General features: G+C 74.8%; 10 protein-coding genes. 9 read left to right on the top strand and 1 reads right to left on the bottom strand.

Features of this window, described 5'->3' with window-relative positions; all coding sequences use genetic code 11:
- The first annotated feature begins 187 nt into the window (after positions 1–187).
- From smc to ftsY, 3 genes are all read left to right on the top strand, one after another.
- Positions 188–3,787: a chromosome segregation protein SMC gene (gene smc / locus HCK00_RS17620; protein WP_168102937.1), complete on the top strand. Its 3,600-nt coding sequence runs from the start codon at positions 188–190 to the stop codon at positions 3,785–3,787.
- Positions 3,788–4,038: 251 nt separating this feature from the next.
- Complete coding sequence (locus HCK00_RS17615; protein WP_168102936.1) at positions 4,039–5,463, top strand: sugar porter family MFS transporter; 1,425 nt, start codon at positions 4,039–4,041, stop codon at positions 5,461–5,463.
- 116 nt (positions 5,464–5,579) lie between these two features.
- Positions 5,580–6,785, top strand: coding sequence for a signal recognition particle-docking protein FtsY (gene ftsY, locus HCK00_RS17610; protein ID WP_168102935.1), 1,206 nt, complete (start codon positions 5,580–5,582; stop codon positions 6,783–6,785).
- A 204-nt stretch (positions 6,786–6,989) separates the two neighbouring features.
- On the opposite strand, the gene HCK00_RS17605 is transcribed toward ftsY, so the two are convergent.
- Positions 6,990–7,673, bottom strand: a complete 684-nt coding sequence (locus HCK00_RS17605) for a bifunctional DNA primase/polymerase (RefSeq protein ID WP_168102934.1) — start codon at positions 7,671–7,673, stop codon at positions 6,990–6,992.
- A gap of 681 nt (positions 7,674–8,354) precedes the next feature.
- Here HCK00_RS17605 and nsdA point away from each other — a divergent pair.
- The 6 genes from nsdA (at position 8,355) to HCK00_RS17575 (ending at position 17,469) form a co-directional block, all read left to right on the top strand.
- Entirely contained in the window at positions 8,355–9,839 is a 1,485-nt protein-coding gene (gene nsdA / locus HCK00_RS17600) for a transcriptional repressor NsdA (protein ID WP_168102933.1), read from the top strand.
- 298 nt (positions 9,840–10,137) lie between these two features.
- Entirely contained in the window at positions 10,138–11,424 is a 1,287-nt protein-coding gene (locus HCK00_RS17595; protein WP_168102932.1) for an ammonium transporter, read from the top strand.
- Entirely contained in the window at positions 11,421–11,759 is a 339-nt protein-coding gene (locus HCK00_RS17590) for a P-II family nitrogen regulator (protein ID WP_168102931.1), read from the top strand. The genes HCK00_RS17595 and HCK00_RS17590 overlap by 4 nt, the downstream gene beginning before the upstream one ends.
- A 106-nt stretch (positions 11,760–11,865) precedes the next feature.
- The gene (locus HCK00_RS17585) at positions 11,866–14,424 is read left to right on the top strand and encodes a [protein-PII] uridylyltransferase (protein ID WP_168102976.1); all 2,559 of its coding nucleotides are present in this window, start codon (positions 11,866–11,868) and stop codon (positions 14,422–14,424) included.
- 123 nt (positions 14,425–14,547) lie between these two features.
- Positions 14,548–16,095 (top strand): signal recognition particle protein, encoded by a 1,548-nt coding sequence (gene ffh / locus HCK00_RS17580; RefSeq protein WP_168102930.1) that lies wholly within the window; start codon positions 14,548–14,550, stop codon positions 16,093–16,095.
- 756 nt (positions 16,096–16,851) lie between these two features.
- Entirely contained in the window at positions 16,852–17,469 is a 618-nt protein-coding gene (locus HCK00_RS17575; RefSeq protein ID WP_168102929.1) for a hypothetical protein, read from the top strand.
- Positions 17,470–17,605: the final 136 nt, after the last annotated feature.

The following is a 17,605-nucleotide window of genomic DNA, read 5'->3' as shown; positions in this document are numbered from 1 at the left end:
GCTGAGAATCTGCAAGGGACGCTTCGGCGTCCCTTCGTTCTTTTCCTCCGCCCCTTCAGCTGCTTTCCCTCCCACCTGATGTGCCCCTCACACTCCTGGGTGAAACCGAAAGCCGGGGGGCGGCGACCGTGAACCGCCGTCCCCGGGACCGGTGACGCTCGCGGGGTGGGCGGTAGAGTCCGGCGGCGTGCACCTCAAGAGCCTGACCCTGCGCGGGTTCAAATCCTTCGCCTCGGCCACGACCCTCCGGTTCGAGCCCGGTATCACCTGTGTGGTGGGCCCCAACGGCTCCGGGAAGTCGAACGTCGTGGACGCGCTCTCCTGGGTGATGGGGGAGCAGGGGGCGAAGTCGCTGCGCGGCGGCAAGATGGAGGACGTCATCTTCGCGGGCACCACCGGCCGGCCGCCGCTGGGCCGCGCGGAGGTCTCCCTCACCATCGACAACGCCGACGGCGCCCTCCCCATCGACTACGCCGAGGTCACCATCACGCGGATCATGTTCCGCAACGGCGGCAGCGAGTATCAGATCAACGGGGACACCTGCCGCCTCCTCGACATCCAGGAACTCCTCTCCGACTCCGGCATCGGCCGCGAGATGCACGTGATCGTCGGCCAGGGGCAGCTTGACTCGGTGCTCCACGCCGACCCGATGGGCCGCCGGGCCTTCATCGAGGAGGCCGCCGGTGTGCTCAAACACCGCAAGCGCAAGGAGAAGGCGCTGCGGAAGCTCGACGCGATGCAGGCCAACCTGGCCCGGGTGCAGGACCTCACCGACGAGCTGCGGCGCCAGCTCAAGCCCCTGGGCCGGCAGGCGGCGGTCGCCCGCCGGGCCGCCGTCATCCAGGCCGATCTGCGGGACGCCCGGCTGCGGCTGCTCGCCGACGACCTGGTCACCCTGCGGGAGGCGCTGCGCGCCGAGGTCGCGGACGAGGCGGCGCTCAAGCGGCGCCGGGACGCCACCGAGGCGGAGCACCGCGAGGCGCAGCACCGCGAGGCCGAGCTGGAGGAGCAGGTCCGGCGGCTGACGCCCCGGCTCCAGCGCGCCCAGCAGAACTGGTACGCGCTCTCCCAGCTCGCGGAGCGGGTGCGCTCCACCGCGAGCCTGGCCGACGCGCGCGTCACCAGCGCCACCAAGGCCCCCGCCGAGGAACGCCGCGGCCGGGACCCGGAGGACATGGAGCGTGAGGCGGCCCGCGTCCGCGAGCAGGAGGCGGAGCTGGAGGCCGCGCTGGAGGCCGCGCGGCGGGCCCTGGAGGACACCGTCGCCCACCGGTCCGAGCTGGAGCGGGAACTGGCGGCCGAGGAACGCCGTCTCCGGGACGCGGCCCGCGCCATCGCGGACCGCCGGGAAGGGCTCGCGCGGCTGCACGGCCAGGTCAGCGCCGCGCGGGGGCGGGCCGCCTCGGCCCAGGCGGAGATCGGCCGGCTGGCGGAGACCCGGGACGGCGCCCTGCGCCGCGCCACCTCCGCACAGGAGGAGTACGAGCAGCTCCGGGCCGAGGTCGACGGGCTCGACGCGGACGACGCCGAGCTGGCGGCCCGGTACGAGGCGGCACGCCAGGAGCTGGCCACCGCCGAGGAGGCCGTGAACACCGCCCGGGAGGAGGCCACCGCGGCCGAGCGGCGGCGCGCCGCGACGGCCGCCCGGCACGAGGCGCTCGCCCTGGGGCTGCGCCGCAAGGACGGCACCGGCGCGCTGCTCACCGCCGTGGACCGGCCGGCGGGACTGCTCGGCCCGGCGGCGGAACTCCTCACCGTGGAACCGGGCTACGAGGTCCCGGTGGCGGCGGCGCTGGGGGCCGCGGCCGACGCGGTCGCGGCCGACTCCCCGGCCACGGCGGCCGAGGCGCTGCGCCTGCTCCGCAAGACCGACGCCGGCCGGGCGGCGCTGCTGCCGGCGGGTGCGCCGGACTCCGTCCCGGGCGTACCCGCCGCCGCACTCGCCACCGAGCCCGGAGAGGGGCGGTCCTCCGGCCGGCGGAGCGCCGCCGGCCTGGTGAGCGGCCCGCCCGGCCTGCTGCCCGCGGTGCGCCGGCTGCTGGGCCGGACGGTGGTGGTGCCCACCCTGGAGGACGCCGAGGACCTGGTCGCGGCCGATCCGGAGCTGACGGCGGTGACCGCCGAGGGGGACGTCCTGTCCGCCCACTTCGCGCAGGGCGGCTCGGCCGGGGCGCCGAGCCAGCTGGAGGTCCAGGCCTCGGTGGACGAGGCCGCCGCGGAACTCGGCCGGCTGGCCGTCCGCTGCGAGGAGCTGGCCGCCGGCCAGCGGCGGGCCACCGCTCGGCGCGCGGAGTGCGCGGCGCTCGTCGAGGAGCTGGCGGCCCGGCGGAGCGCGGCCGACCGGGAGAAGTCCTCCGTCGCCCAGTCCCTGGGCCGGCTGGCGGGGCAGGCCCGGGGAGCGCAGGGCGAGGCCGAACGTGCCTCCGCGTCCGTCGAGCGCGCCGAGGAGGCGCTGCGGCGGGCGGTGGAAGAGGCCGAGGAACTGACCGGGCGCCTGCTCGCCGCGGAGGAGGCGGCTCTCGCGGACGGCGCCGAGGAGGAGCCGGACACCGCCGCCCGGGACCGGCTTGCCGCCGACGGGGCCAACGCCCGGCAGACGGAGATGGAGGCCCGGCTCCAGGTCCGGACGCACGAGGAGCGGGTCAAGGGGCTCGCCGGGCGGGCGGACGCGCTGGACCGGGCGGCGCGCGCCGAACGGGAGGCGCGGGCCCGCGCGGAGCGGCTGCGGGCCCGGCTGCGGTACGAGGCGGAGGTGGCCTCGGCCGTCGCGGACGGCGCCCGGCAGTTGCTGGCGCACATCGAGGTGTCCCTGGTCCGCGCCGAGGAGGAGCGGGCCGCCGCCGAGCGGGCCAAGGCCGCCCGGGAGACGGAGCTCGCCGCGGAGCGGCGGCGCGGCCGGGAGCTCAAGGGCGAGTTGGACAAGCTCACCGACTCGGTGCACCGCGGTGAGGTGCTGGGGGCGGAGAAGCGGCTGCGGATCGAGCAGCTGGAGGGCCGGTCCCTGGAGGAGCTGGGCGTGGAACCGGAGGTGCTGGTCGCCGAGTACGGCCCCGACCAGCCCGTTCCGCCGTCGCCGCCGGCCGAGGGCGAGACGCTGCCCGAGGACCCGGACCACCCCCGCAACCGCCCCGTCCGCTACGACCGCGCGGCCCAGGAGAAACGGCTCCGGGCGGCGGAGCGCGCCTATCAGCAGTTGGGCAAGGTCAACCCGCTGGCGCTGGAGGAGTTCGCGGCGCTGGAGGAGCGGCACAAGTTCCTCACCGAACAGCTCGACGACCTGAAGAAGACCCGGGCCGACCTCCTTCAGGTTGTGAAGGAGGTCGACGAGCGCGTCGAACAGGTCTTCACCGAGGCGTTCCAGGACACGGCCCGCCAGTTCGAGGGCGTCTTCTCCCGGCTCTTCCCCGGCGGGGAGGGACGGCTGCTGCTCACCGACCCCGGCAACATGCTGACCACCGGTGTCGACGTCGAGGCACGGCCGCCGGGCAAGAAGGTCAAGCGGCTCTCCCTGCTGTCGGGCGGTGAGCGGTCGCTGACCGCCGTGGCCATGCTGGTCTCGATCTTCAAGGCCCGGCCCAGCCCGTTCTACGTCATGGACGAGGTGGAGGCCGCGCTCGACGACACCAATCTTCAGCGGCTCATCCGCATCATGGAGGAGCTCCAGGAGAGCTCCCAGCTCATCGTGATCACCCACCAGAAGCGGACCATGGAGGTCGCCGACGCGCTCTACGGCGTCTCCATGCAGGGAGACGGCGTCTCCAAGGTCATCAGCCAGCGCCTGCGCTGAGGGACGGCGGGCCCGGGAGGCCCCGGAGACGGCACGGAACACGCGGGGCGCGGTCTCCCCCGGGGCCCGGGCGGGGACGGCGCATGAGTGACCGGCCAGGGGGAAGCAGCGCAGAGGCCAGCCTGGTGATGTCAACAGCTGAACATCAAGTCCCGGCTGCGCATCAGACGCCTTCAAGGCTTGACTGCGGCGGTCCCGGTCCCTGAAGGTTCCCCGCGTCTGCCCGTCCGCCGCCGGGCCCAGGAGACACCGTGTCCAGCACCCCCTCCCCGGCCGCCGCGGGCCGCGGCGCGCGACCGGACCACATCGGCCAGGTCGTCTTCATCACGGCCTCGGCCGCGATGGGCGGCTTCCTCTTCGGCTACGACAGCTCCGTGATCAACGGCGCGGTCGTGGCGATCCGCGACCGGTTCGACGCCGGTTCGGAACTCCTGGCCCAGGTCATCGCCGCCGCGCTGATCGGCTGCGCCCTCGGTGCGGCGGTCGCCGGCCGGATCGCCGACCGCATCGGCCGCATCCGCGTGATGCAGATCGCCGCCGTCCTCTTCACGGCCAGCGCCATCGGCTCCGCGCTGCCCTTCACCATCTGGGACCTCGCCTGGTGGCGGGTGGTCGGCGGTGTGGCCATCGGTATGGCCTCCGTGATCGGCCCCGCCTACATAGCGGAGGTCTCCCCGCCCGCGTACCGCGGCCGGCTCGGCTCGTTCCAGCAGGCGGCCATCGTCATCGGCATCGCCGTCTCCCAGCTGGTGAACTTCGCGCTGCTCGGCCTCGCCGACGGGGATCAGCGGGGGACGCTGCTCGGGCTGGAGGCCTGGCAGTGGATGCTGGGTGTCGAGGTCGTCCCGGCGCTGATCTACGGCCTGTTGTCCTTCGTGATCCCCGAGTCGCCCCGCTTCCTGATATCCGCCGGCCGTACGGACCGGGCCAGGGAAGTGCTGCGGACGGTCGAGGGGACGGCGGCGGACCTGGACGGCAGGATCGCCGAGATCCGCGAGGCGATGCGCGTGGACCGCAAGTCCAACCTCCGGGACCTGACGGGCGGGCGGTTCGGGCTGCCGGCGATCGTCTGGGTCGGTATCGGGCTGTCGGTCTTCCAGCAGCTGGTCGGGATCAACGTGATCTTCTACTACTCGGCCTCGCTGTGGCAGTCCGTAGGGATCGACCCGACGAGTTCGTTCTTCTACTCGTTCACCACCTCGATCATCAACATCATCGGCACCGTGATCGCGATGATCTTCGTCGACCGGTTCGGCCGCAAGCCGCTGCTGCTGGTGGGGTCCGTGGGTATGGCCGTCTCCCTCGCACTGGCCGCCTGGGCCTTCTCCCACAAGACCGGCAGCGGGACGGACCTCTCGATCCCCGACGCGCAGGGCACCGTGGCGCTCGTCGCGGCGCACTCCTTCGTCCTTTTCTTCGCGCTCTCCTGGGGTGTGGTCGTCTGGGTGCTGCTGGGTGAGATGTTCCCGGGCCGCATCCGCGCCGCGGCGCTGGGCCTGGCCGCCGCCGCCCAGTGGGTCGCCAACTGGCTGATCACCGTGAGCTTCCCGAGCCTGTCGGACTGGAACCTCTCCGGTGCCTATGTGATCTACACCGTCTTCGCCGTGCTCTCGATCCCGTTCGTCCTGAAGTGGGTTCCCGAGACCAAGGGCAAGTCGCTGGAGGAGATGGGCTGACCGGCCCGGGGCCGTCGTACACCGCCGCCCCCGTCACCTGCGGGCCCGCCCCGGCCGCCGCGCGCACGCGGCCGGGCGGGTACGGCGCGGCGGGGGTGGCCGATACTGGGAGGGTTATGGAATTCGTCATCCTCGCACTCGTCATCGCCCTGGTCGCCGTCGGCGCGATCACCGGGCTGGTGGTGACCGGCCGCCGGAAGAAGCGGCCGGCCCCTCCGCCCCCCGCAGCGCCGACCGTCACGGCACCGCCCGCCGAGCCCCATGTGGGTGAGGAGGCCGGGCCGTCCGCCCCCGAAGAGCACCGGACCATCGAGGAGGTGGGGCTGCCCGGCGCCGGGGCCACCGTCGCCGAGCCACCGGTGCTCCCCGTCCCCGAGGCGCCGCCGGTGGAGGTGCCCGAACCGGCCGCCGGCCGGCTCGTCCGCCTCCGCTCCCGGCTCTCGCGCTCGCAGAACTCGCTCGGCAAGGGACTGCTCACGCTGCTCTCCCGGGATCACCTGGACGAGGACACCTGGGAGGAGATCGAGGACACCCTGCTGACCGCCGATGTCGGCGTGGCCCCCACGCAGGAGCTGGTCGAGCGGTTGCGGCAGCGGGTGAAGGTGCTGGGCACCCGGACCCCCGACGAGCTGCGCGCGCTGCTGCGCGCGGAACTCCTCACGCTGATCGGCCCGGATCTCGACCGCTCCGTGCGGACCGAGGGCGGGCTGGAGACCCCGGGCGTCGTGATGGTCGTGGGGGTCAACGGCACCGGCAAGACGACCACCACGGGCAAGCTCGCCCGGGTGCTCGTCGCGGACGGGCGCAGCGTGGTGCTCGGCGCGGCCGACACCTTCCGGGCAGCCGCCGCCGACCAGTTGCAGACCTGGGGCGAGCGGGTGGGGGCCCGTACCGTCCGCGGTCCCGAGGCCGGTGACCCGGCGTCGGTCGCCTACGACGCCGTCCGGGAGGGCATCGCCGAGGGCGCCGACGTGGTGCTGGTCGACACCGCCGGCCGGCTGCACACCAAGACCGGGCTGATGGACGAGCTCGGCAAGGTCAAGCGGGTGGTGGAGAAGCATGGCCCGCTGGACGAGGTGCTGCTGGTGCTGGACGCCACGACGGGGCAGAACGGGCTGGTGCAGGCCCGGGTCTTCGCCGAGGTCGTGAACATCACCGGAATCGTGCTCACCAAGCTGGACGGCACCGCCAAGGGCGGCATCGTGATCGCCGTGCAGCGGGAGCTGGGCGTGCCGGTCAAGCTCGTCGGGCTGGGCGAGGGGCCGGACGACCTCGCCCCCTTCGAGCCGGAGGCCTTCGTGGACGCGCTGCTGGGGGAGTGAACCGGATGGTTCCGCCGGGCCGCCGCCCGGGGCCGGTACGCGGTACGCGCCGCGCCGGCCGGGCGGCGGCCCGGCGCCGTACCCAGGGGGAGCCGGGAGGAGGAGCCGGGACCGGCGCGGCCCCTCCCGGGCATGACACCGGGCGCGGGGCCGCCGGCCCGGTCCGGCGGGGACGGGAACGGCCCGCCCGGTCCCGGGTGTCGTTCAGAGCGCCGCCGCGCGGTGGCACACATAGGCGAGCGCGCCGAGCAGCAGCCGCACGTGCGGCGGGCGGCCTGCGGTGGCCGGCTCCGGGCGGCGCAGCCAGCGCACCGGCCCCAGCCCGGCCAGGTCCGAGGGCGGCGCGGTGATGTGGCTGCCGGGGCCCAGGCAGCGCAGGTCGAGCCGGGCGCCGTCCCAGCCCGTCCGGTACAGCAGCTCCGGAAGCCCGGCACAGGCGCCCGGCGCGACGAGGAAGTGGGCCCGGCCCCCGGGGGTGACCATGACGGGCCCCAGCGGCAGCCCCATCCGCTCCATCCGGGTGAGCGCGTGCCGGGCCGCCGCCTCGCCGACCTCGATGACGTCGAACGAGCGGCCCACCGGCAACAGGACGGCGGCCCCCGGGAACGCGGCCCAGACGGCGGCCGCCTCGCACGGCGTCGCACCGGCCGGCACCACCGGCGCGCCGTCGAGCGGGTGGGCTCCGGGGGAGGGGCAGTCCGGCGCGGCGCAGGAACACCGCCGCGCCGGACCGCCCGGGTGGCCCGTGACCGGCCGGAGGTGGGCTCCGGGGAGGACGTCCCAGCCGTGGAGGCCGGTGTACTCCGCCACCACCGTGTGCCCGGGCGGGCGCCCGCGGCGCCGCGGGCGCGGCCGGAGATCCCGGATCCCGCCGATCGTGAAGCCCATGCCCTCTCCATCGGGTCGTTCGGACCGGTGCCGGCGACGCGGTGCCGTCCCGGCCCCGGTCACCGCATGGCAACGCCCCATCACCGTCTGTCGCGAATGGTGGCGCTGTATACGGCGCGGTGGGGCGCGGGGGGTGGTGGCGGTGCGCCGCGTGCGCCCGGTCGCCGCCGCCCGCCCGGCCTCTTCCGCGGTGTCAAGTCAATCGCGATGAATAAGGCGTCAGTTCATTCCATGGGGTGGCGAATGGTGGCGTTTCCTTCCATCCGCTCGTCACACAGGTGATCGTAGGATTACTTTCGGTGCGCACATGGTGTACCAGCGGTGTGCCAGGGCTCCGGGGAGCGGCCGGCGAGCGGCCGGCGCCTTCTCCCGGGGTGCCGGTGCGCCCGGGGGCGGGCCGGTTCCGCGGCGGCGGGGGAGTCGCCGGGGCCGGCCGGTCCCCATGGGGTCGGGTAGATGCGGTGCGGCCTTCCCGCTTCCGGTGGGCGGATTCGTCCGGCGGGCGACCGGCGGGGATCAGAGGCGGCCGGAACGGTCCGGTGCCGTCCGGCCGCCGGCGCCGGTCAGGCCGGCCGGTGCGCGGCCGGTCCGCGCGCCGCCCACCCGCGGGCGCCCCGGGGCGGGACCGCGCGCGTCCGGTGCCCGGCGCTCGTACAGCAGTGGCAGAACGGGGGCGTTCAGGTGGGCACCGGCGGCAGTGCGACGCACGCTGACAAGCACCCCAACGAGCCCCTGGGCTCGTGGTTCCTGCGCAGCGGCTGGTCGAAGGGCGAGCTGGCCCGCCAGGTGAACCGGCGCGCCCGGCAGCTGGGCGCCCACCACGTCAGCACCGACACCTCGCGGGTCCGCCGCTGGCTGGACGGGGAGCAGCCGCGCGAGCCGATTCCGCGCATCCTCTCCGAGCTGTTCTCCGAGCGTTTCGGCTGTGTGGTCTCCATCGAGGACCTCGGTCTGCGTACCCCGCCCCCGTCCCCGTCGGCCTCGGCCGTGGACCTCCCGTGGAGCGGGTCGCGCACCAGCGCCCTGCTCGGCGAGTTCTCCCGCAGCGATCTGATGCTGGCCCGGCGCGGCTTCCTGGGCAGCTCGCTGACGCTGGCCGCCGGGCCCGCTCTCGTCGAGCCGTTGCAGCGCTGGCTGGTGCCCGAGCCCACCACCCGGCCCGAGGAGGCACCGGTCCCCGGCCGCGACGGCCGCCGCCGCGCCACCCGGCTCTGCGAACCCGAACTCGCCGAGCTGGAGAGCGCCACCCGGATGTTCCGGCAGTGGGACGCCCAGTGCGGCGGGGGCCTGCGCCGCAAGGCCGTGGTCGGCCAGCTCCACGAGGTCACCGACCTGCTGCACGAGCCGCATCCCTCGCCCGTCCGCCACCGGCTGTTCGCCGTCGCCGCCGAACTCGCCCAGCTCGCCGGCTGGATGAGCCACGACATCGGTCTCCAGCCGATCGCGCAGAAGTACTTCGTGCTGGCGCTGCACGCGGCGAAGGAGGCCGGGGACCGGCCGCTGGGCTCCGCCGTCCTCGCCGACATGAGCCGCCAGATGGTCCACCTCGGCCGGCCCGACGACGCGCTGGAACTGATCCATCTCGCCCAGTACGGCAGCCGGGACCGCGCCACCCCCCGCACCCAGGCCATGCTGTATGCGATGGAGGCCCGTGCCCACGCCAACATGGGCTCCCCCGGCCGGTGCAAACGCGCCGTGCGGATGGCCGAGGAGACCTTCGCCGAGGCCGCCCCGGGCGACGGTGACCCGGACTGGATCCGCTTCTTCTCCGAGGCCGAGCTGAACGGCGAGAACGCCCACTCCTACCGCGATCTCGCCTACGTCGCCGGCCGGAGCCCGGCCTACGCCTCGCTGGCCGAGCCCTTGATGGAGCGGTCCGTGGAGCTGTTCGGCCAGGACGACGAGCACCGCCGCTCCTACGCGCTCAACCTCATCGGTATGGCCACCGTGCATCTGCTGAAGAGGGAGCCCGAGCGCACCGCGGCGCTCGCCGGGCAGGCGGTCCCCGTGGCCCGGCGGATGCGGTCCGAGCGGGTGAACACCCGGTTGCGGAAGGCCGTGGACCACGTCGCCCGGGAGTACCCGGGGGTCGTGGAGGTCACCGAGGTCACCGAACTGCTCGCGCGTGAGCTGCCCGGTTGCGCCGAGGTGCCGCGGGCCGTGTGAAGCGGCCCGGCCCGGCCCGCGGGCGGCTCCCGTCCCGTCGCGACCGGACGGTCACGGGCCGTACCCGGGCCCGGCCGGCTCCGTCGGGTTCCGGCCACCGGCGGCCCCGCCGCGAGGGTGACGGCACGCCCGCGCGCGCCGCCCGGCGGTTCATTTCCGTGTAACACGGGCGTGGCCTTCGTCACGGCGCGGAAACACCGACGGGCATCGACGGAAACCGCGCCCGGTCAGTCTCGAAAGGGAAACCGGCCCACCTCACGCCCATCCCGCACGGGCCGTCGCTTCGAGGAGATCGACATTGAATGGCGCAGATACCGCTTTCGTCTTGATCAGTGCCGCGCTCGTGATGCTGATGACCCCCGGCCTGGCCTTCTTCTACGGGGGCATGGTGCGGGTCAAGAGCGCTCTCAACATGCTCATGATGTCCTTCGTCTCCCTGGGCATCGTCAGCATCCTCTGGGTGCTCTACGGATATTCGCTGGCCTTCGGTGGTGACATCGGCGGCGGCCTGCTCGGCAACTTCGACCACCTCGCCCTCTCCGGCATCGACGCCACGACACTGACGGGCGGCGACGAGGGCATACCGGTCTTCGCCTTCGCCGCCTTCCAGCTGATGTTCGCCGCGCTCACCCCCGCCCTGATGAGCGGCGCCCTCGCCGACCGGGTGAAGTTCACCGCCTGGTCGCTGTTCATCGCGCTCTGGGTGACCGTGGTCTACTTCCCGGTCGCGCACTGGGTGTGGCAGGAGGACGGCTGGCTGTACCAGCTGGACGTCATCGACTTCGCGGGCGGGACCGCGGTCCACATCAACGCCGGTGTCGGCGCGCTCGCCGCCGTGCTCGTCGTGGGCAAGCGCATCGGCTTCCGCAAGGAGCCCATGCGCCCGCACAACCTGCCGCTGGTGATGCTCGGCGCGGCCCTGCTGTGGTTCGGCTGGTTCGGGTTCAACGCCGGCTCGGCCCTGGCCGCCGACGGCACCGCCGCCACCATGGCGCTGAACACGCAGGTCGCCACCGGTGCCGCGATGCTCGGCTGGCTGGTGTACGAGCGCGTCCGGCACGGCGCCTTCACCACGCTGGGCGCGGCCTCCGGCGCGGTCGCCGGCCTCGTCGCCATCACGCCCTCGGGCGCCCATGTGAACGCCCTCGGCGCCATCCTCATCGGGATCGTCGCCGGTGCCGTCTGCTCCTGGGCGGTCAGCCTCAAGTACCGCCTCGGCTACGACGACTCGCTCGACGTGGTCGGCGTCCACCTGGTCGGCGGCGTCATCGGCACCCTGCTCGTGGGCGTCCTCGCGATCGACGGCGTGGGCGGCCTGAACCAGCTCGGCAAGCAGGCGATCGGCGCCTTCTCGGTGATGGCCTTCTCCTTCGTCGTCTCCTGGCTGCTGGCGAAGCTGGTGGACAAGCTCATCGGCTTCCGCGCCACCGAGGACGAGGAGACCTCCGGGCTCGACCAGGCCTTCCACGCCGAGACGGGGTACGACTTCTCCACCGTGGGAGGCACCCCCGCCTCCCGTAACACGGTGCAGGACCTCACGGGCACGGGCGCCGCGGCGCCGCGGAACAAGAAGGTGGACGCATGAAGCTCATCACGGCGGTCGTGAAGCCGCACCGGCTGGACGAGATCAAGGAGGCCCTCCAGGCCTTCGGGGTGCAGGGCCTGACCGTCACCGAGGCCAGCGGCTACGGCCGGCAGCGCGGGCACACCGAGGTGTACCGCGGCGCCGAGTACACCGTCGACCTGGTGCCCAAGGTGCGGATAGAGGTGCTCGTCGAGGACGGGGACGCCGAGCAGCTGCTCGAGGTCGTGGTCAAGGCCGCGCGCACCGGCAAGATCGGCGACGGCAAGGTCTGGTCCGTACCCGTCGACACCGCGGTCCGGGTACGGACCGGCGAGCGCGGCCCGGACGCGCTCTGACGGGACCCCGGGCGGGCCCGCGAGACGGACGCGGGCCCGCCCGGCCACCCGGCGCGAGACAGCGGCCCCGGGGCCGCGGCAAGGGGATCATCCGGTGAGGAACGGCGTGCGGAGCGGTACGGGGAACGGCAGTGAGGCGGAGCGGCCCGGCCCGCCGCCCGGCGGGTACGCGGCGGCCCGCGCCCGGCTGCTCCGGGAGGGGGAGGACACGGGCCGGCCGCGCCGGGCCGCGCTCTCCCGGCTCACCGACGACTGGCTGGCCGCCCTGCTCGCGTCCGCCGGCACCCCGGCGGACCGGGCGGACGCGGCGGAGCGGCCCGGCCCGCCGCCCGGAACGGCCCTGGTGGCCGTCGGCGGCTACGGGCGGGGCGAGCTGTCCCCGCGCAGCGACCTCGACCTGCTGCTGCTCCACGACACCGGGCTCGACGCGCGCACCGTGGCGGCCGTCGCCGACGCCGTCTGGTACCCGGTGTGGGACCTCGGCCTCTCCCTCGACCACTCCGTGCGCACCGTCGCCCAGGCGCGGTCCACGGCCCGCGAGGACCTCAAGGTGCAGCTCGGGCTGCTGGACGCCCGCCACCTCGCCGGCGACCCGGCGCTCACCTCCGCGCTGCGCGGGGACGTGCTCGCCGACTGGCGCAACCAGGCGCCGCGGCGCCTGCCGGAACTGCGCGAGCTGGGCGCGGAGCGCCGCCGTCGCCACGGCGACCTGCAGTTCCTGCTGGAACCCGACCTCAAGGAGGCACACGGCGGCCTCCGCGATCTGACCGCTCTGCGCGCCGTGGCCGCCTCCTGGCTGGCGGACGCACCGCGGGCGGGGCTGGACCGCGCGCGGGCCCGGCTGCTGGACACCCGCGACGCCCTCCATCTCGCCACCGGCCGCGCCACCGACCGGCTCGCCCTCCAGGAGCAGGACCAGGTCGCCGCCGACCTCGCGCTCCCCGGCGCCGACGAGCTGCTCCGCCAGGTCTACGAGGCCGCCCGCACCGTGGCCTACGCCGACGAGGTCACCTGGCGCGAGGTCGGGCGGGTCCTCCGCGCCCGCTCCGCCCGCGCCGGGGTGCGCCGGCTGCTCCCCGGCCGGACGCGGGCCGCGTCCGGCCCCGGCGGGGCGGCGGAGCGCACGCCGCTCGCGGAGGGCGTCGTCGAACAGGACGGCGAGGCCGTACTGGCCCGCTCCGCCCGGCCGGAGCGCGACCCGGTGCTCCCGCTGCGCGCCGCCGCGGCGGCGGCCCGCGCGGGGCTGCCCCTGTCGCCCTACTCGGTCCGCCGCCTGGCGGCCGCCTCCGCCCCGCTGCCGGTGCCCTGGCCCGCCGAGGCCCGGGAACAGCTGGTGACCCTGCTGGGCGCGGGCCCGCCCGCCGTGCGGGTGTGGGAGGCGCTGGAGGCGGAAGGGCTGGTCACCCGGTTGCTGCCGGACTGGGAGCTGGTCCGCTGCCGGCCGCAGCGCAACGCCGTGCACCGCTGGACCGTCGACCGGCATCTGGTGGAGACCGCCGTGCGCGCGGGCGCTCTCAGCCGCCGCGTCCGCCGCCCCGATCTGCTGCTGACCGCCGCGCTGCTGCACGACATCGGCAAGGGCGGGCCCGGGGACCACTCCGCCGCGGGCGCCGTCCTCGCGGAGGGGATCGCGGGCCGGATCGGCCTCGGCGCCGCGGATGTCCGGACGGTCACCACGCTCGTCCGCCACCATCTGCTGCTGGTGGAGACGGCGACCCGGCGGGACCTGGACGACCCGGCGACCGTCCGGACGGTCGCCGACGCCGTCGGGGACCACGAGACCCTCGCCCTGCTGCACGCCCTCACCGAGGCGGACGCCCTCGCCACCGGGCCCGCCGCCTGGAGCGCCTGGCGCGCCTTCCTCGTCACCGACCTCGTGCGCCGCACCTCGGCCGTTCTCGCGGGTGAGCCGGCGCCCCGCCGCGAGGACGACGCCGCGTGGACGCCCACGGAACTCCGGCTGGCCGGAGAAGCGCTGCGGACCGGTGGGCCCGTCCTCGCGCTCAGCTCCCCCCGTGCGTCCGGTCCCGAGGGATCCCCCGGGCCCCCGGAGCCGGGCGGCGCCGAACTCGTGGTCGCCGCCCCGGAACGCCCAGGGCTGCTGCCGCTGCTGGCCGGGCTGCTCGCCCTGCACCGGCTCACGGTGCGCTCCGCCGAACTCCGTCTGCTCGACCCCGGAGCGCCCGGGGTGCCCCGGACCGGCGCCCCGGACCGGACGGGCGGGGTGGCGGACGGCCCGGTACTGCTGCTGAGCTGGCGGGTGGCGGCGGAGTACGGCTCCGCGCCCGAGGAGTCCCGGCTCCGTGCCGACCTGCTGCGCGCGCTGGACGGTTCGCTCGGCGTCGCCGCCAGGCTCGCCGAGCGCGAGTCCGCCCAGCCGCGCCGCCACGGTGTGCGGCCCCCGCCGCCCCAGGTGACCGTGGCACCCGCGACGGCCTCCCACCACGCGACCGTCCTGGAGGTCCGGGCCCAGGACGCCCCCGGCCTGCTGCACCGCATCGGACGCGCCCTGGAAGGAGCCGGGGTGCGGTTGCGCAGCGCGCACGTGAGCACGCTCGGCTCCAACGCGGTCGACGCCTTCTACCTCACCGCCACCGACGGCTCCCCGCTCCCCGGTGACCGGGCCGCCGAGCTGGCGCGCGCGGTCCAGGACGCGCTGTCCTGACGGCGGTTGACCGCTCTCCGGCACGGCGACCCGGCGGCGGGGGGAGACCGTACCGGGAGCGTGCGGATACCCTGGGGGTCAGCTGGATGCCCGCCCCCATCGATCCGAGGATTCGCGACCGCCGTGTTCGACACTCTTTCCGACCGCCTCGCAGCGACGTTCAAGAACCTCCGGGGCAAGGGCCGTCTGTCCGAGGCGGACATCGACGCCACCGCCCGCGAGATCCGTATCGCCCTGCTGGAGGCGGATGTCGCGCTCCCCGTCGTCCGGGCCTTCATCAAGCAGGTCAAGGAGCGGGCGCTCGGCGCGGAGGTCTCCCAGGCGCTCAACCCCGCCCAGCAGGTCATCAAGATCGTCAACGAGGAGCTGGTCGGCATCCTCGGCGGCGAGACGCGCCGGCTGCGCTTCGCCAAGACCCCGCCGACCGTGATCATGCTCGCCGGTCTGCAGGGCGCGGGCAAGACGACCCTCGCGGGCAAGCTCGGCCGCTGGCTCAAGGGCCAGGGCCACACCCCGCTGCTGGTCGCCTGTGACCTCCAGCGTCCCAACGCGGTGAACCAGCTCTCCGTCGTCGCCGAACGCGCGGGTGTCGCGGTGTTCGCGCCGGAGCCGGGGAACGGTGTCGGGGACCCGGTGCGGGTCGCCCAGGACTCCGTCGAGCACGCCCGGGCCAAGCAGTACGACGTGGTCGTCGTCGACACCGCCGGCCGTCTCGGCATCGACGAGGAGCTGATGCGGCAGGCCGCGGACATCCGCGACGCCGTCCGCCCGGACGAGATCCTCTTCGTCGTCGACGCGATGATCGGCCAGGACGCGGTGAACACCGCCGAGGCGTTCCGGGACGGCGTCGGCTTCGACGGCGTGGTGCTCTCCAAGCTCGACGGCGACGCGCGCGGCGGCGCCGCGCTCTCCATCGCGCATGTCACCGGCCGCAACATCATGTTCGCCTCCAACGGCGAGAAGCTGGACGAGTTCGACGCCTTCCACCCGGACCGGATGGCCTCCCGCATCCTCGGCATGGGTGATGTCCTCAGCCTGATCGAGAAGGCGGAGCAGACCTTCAGCCAGGCCGAGGCCGAGAAGATGGCCGGCAAGCTGGCCAAGGGCCCGAAGGAGTTCACGCTCGAGGACTTCCTGGCCCAGATGGAACAGGTCCAGAAGATGGGCTCCATCTCCAAGCTGCTCGGGATGCTCCCGGGCATGGGGGAGATGAAGGAACAGATCAACAACCTGGACGACCGGGACGTCGACCGCACGGCCGCGATCATCAGGTCGATGACCCCGGCCGAACGGCAGGACCCGGTCATCCTCAACGGCTCGCGCCGGGCCCGGATCGCGCGCGGTTCCGGCGTGGAGGTCAGCGCCGTCAAGAACCTCGTGGAACGGTTCTTCGAGGCGCGGAAGATGATGTCCCGCATGGCGCAGGGCGGCGGCATGCCGGGGATGCCCGGGATGCCGGGGATGCCCGGCGGTGGCGGCCGGAAGAAGAAGCCGCAGAAGCCCGCCAAGGGCAAGCGCCGCAGTGGCAACCCGATGAAGCGCAAGGCCGAGGAGCAGGCCGCCGCGGCGCGCCGCGAGCAGCAGGCCGCCAACCCGCTGGGGCTGCCCCAGGGCGGCGAGGGCGGCCCGGGTTTCGAACTGCCGGACGAGTTCAAGAAGTTCACCCGCTGACCCGCCGGTGGCCTCGGCCGGCCTGCCGGTGATCTCGGCCGGCCGTGCGGGCCGCTGAACCGGCCGTGGTCCCGCGCCGCGGTCTCCGCCGCGGGGCCTGGTGGGGTGGAGCCGCTGTCCGCGGGAACGGCCAGAGGGCTCCCCGGCCGGGCGCCTCCCGGCCGGGCACGGCGACGGTCCGGCGCCCGGCCGTCAGGTCCGGGCGACGAGATGGCGGAAGACGTTCTCCAGCCAGACGGTGCCGTCCGCCCGGCGGTGAGGGCGGAGCGCCGCGGCGAGTTCCCTCTCCGCCAGGTCCCGGTTCCGCTCCGTGGCCGCCCCCTCCGTGCCGGACGGCCCGGTGGAGAGCAGGCCGCGTACCGCGCTGTCGAGGTCGGCGTAGCCGAACGGGCGGGAGACCCGGCCCGGGCCGTCCGGCCGCAGCCCGGCCCGGCGGGCCGAGTCCTCCAGGGCGTCGCGTCCGTCATTCCGGCGCGTGCCCGCGGAGTGCCCGGCGCTCCCCGGGCCGCTCCGCCGCGTCCGAACGCGGGGTGCGCGGGGAGCACCGCTGCGCTCTCAGCCTGCCTGCCACCGCCGCCGGGACTCCGCCATACCGCGGACGCCCCGGTTCCGTCCCCGGCGGAGGTTTCGCGCCGGGGGCGCCGCCGTCCTGGGACGCCGCGGTTCCGTAACAGAGCGGAAACTGACTGGTACGTGCAAATTATTTGGGATGCCCGGTATCGGAACACCGGACAGTCCCGGTTCGTTCTTTACGACGTGAGCACGACACCACCAGTTCTCGCCGCGGAACTGGCGCACGCGTGGGCCGATATTCAACGGCACCACCCGGAGCTGCCGGATCTCGCCGCGCCCGAATCCCTGATCGGGGAGTCCTCCTCCGCCTGCGGCGTGGGGCTCTCCTTCGAACGACTGCTGCACGAAGCGGTCCACGGCATCGCCGCCGCCCGCGGCATCCGCGACACCTCGCGGGCCGGCCGCTACCACAACCGCAGATTCCTTGCGGTGGCCGAGGAACTCGGGCTGGACCACTCCGAGGAGCCGCACCCGAGCAGCGGTTTCTCCCTGGTGGCCCTCACCCCCGAGGCGAAGCGCCGCTACCGGCCGACGATCGAGCGGCTGGGCCGCGCGCTGAAGGCCCACTCGGCCGCCACCGCCGGGGACGCCGGCCGCAGCTTCCGCGGGCCGGCGGCCCGGCACGGCTCGTCCGGCGGCGGCGTCCGCGTCAAGGCGGTCTGCGACTGCGGGCGGAACGTCCGGGTCGTCCCGTCCGTCCTGGCCCAGGCGCCGATCGTCTGCGGCGGCTGCGGAAAGCCGTTCAGAATCCCCGAGGCCGCCGGCTCCTCCGACACCGCGAAGACCGCCGCCGCGGCCTGACCTCCCGCACGCCGCCGTACCACCCCCGCGGATCCGCCCGCCCCGGCCAGGGGCGGGCCCGGGCCGCCCGCGGGGGGCCCGCGGAGGCATCCGTGGGGGCGTGCGGTGGGCCCGTGGGCGTGTGGCAGAATGGGCC

The organism is Streptomyces zingiberis (assembly GCF_012034935.1).
GTDB classification, from domain to species: Bacteria; Actinomycetota; Actinomycetes; order Streptomycetales; family Streptomycetaceae; genus Streptomyces; species Streptomyces zingiberis.
Note: the sequence above shows the minus strand (reverse complement) of the source record. Positions and strands in the feature narration are given on the sequence as shown.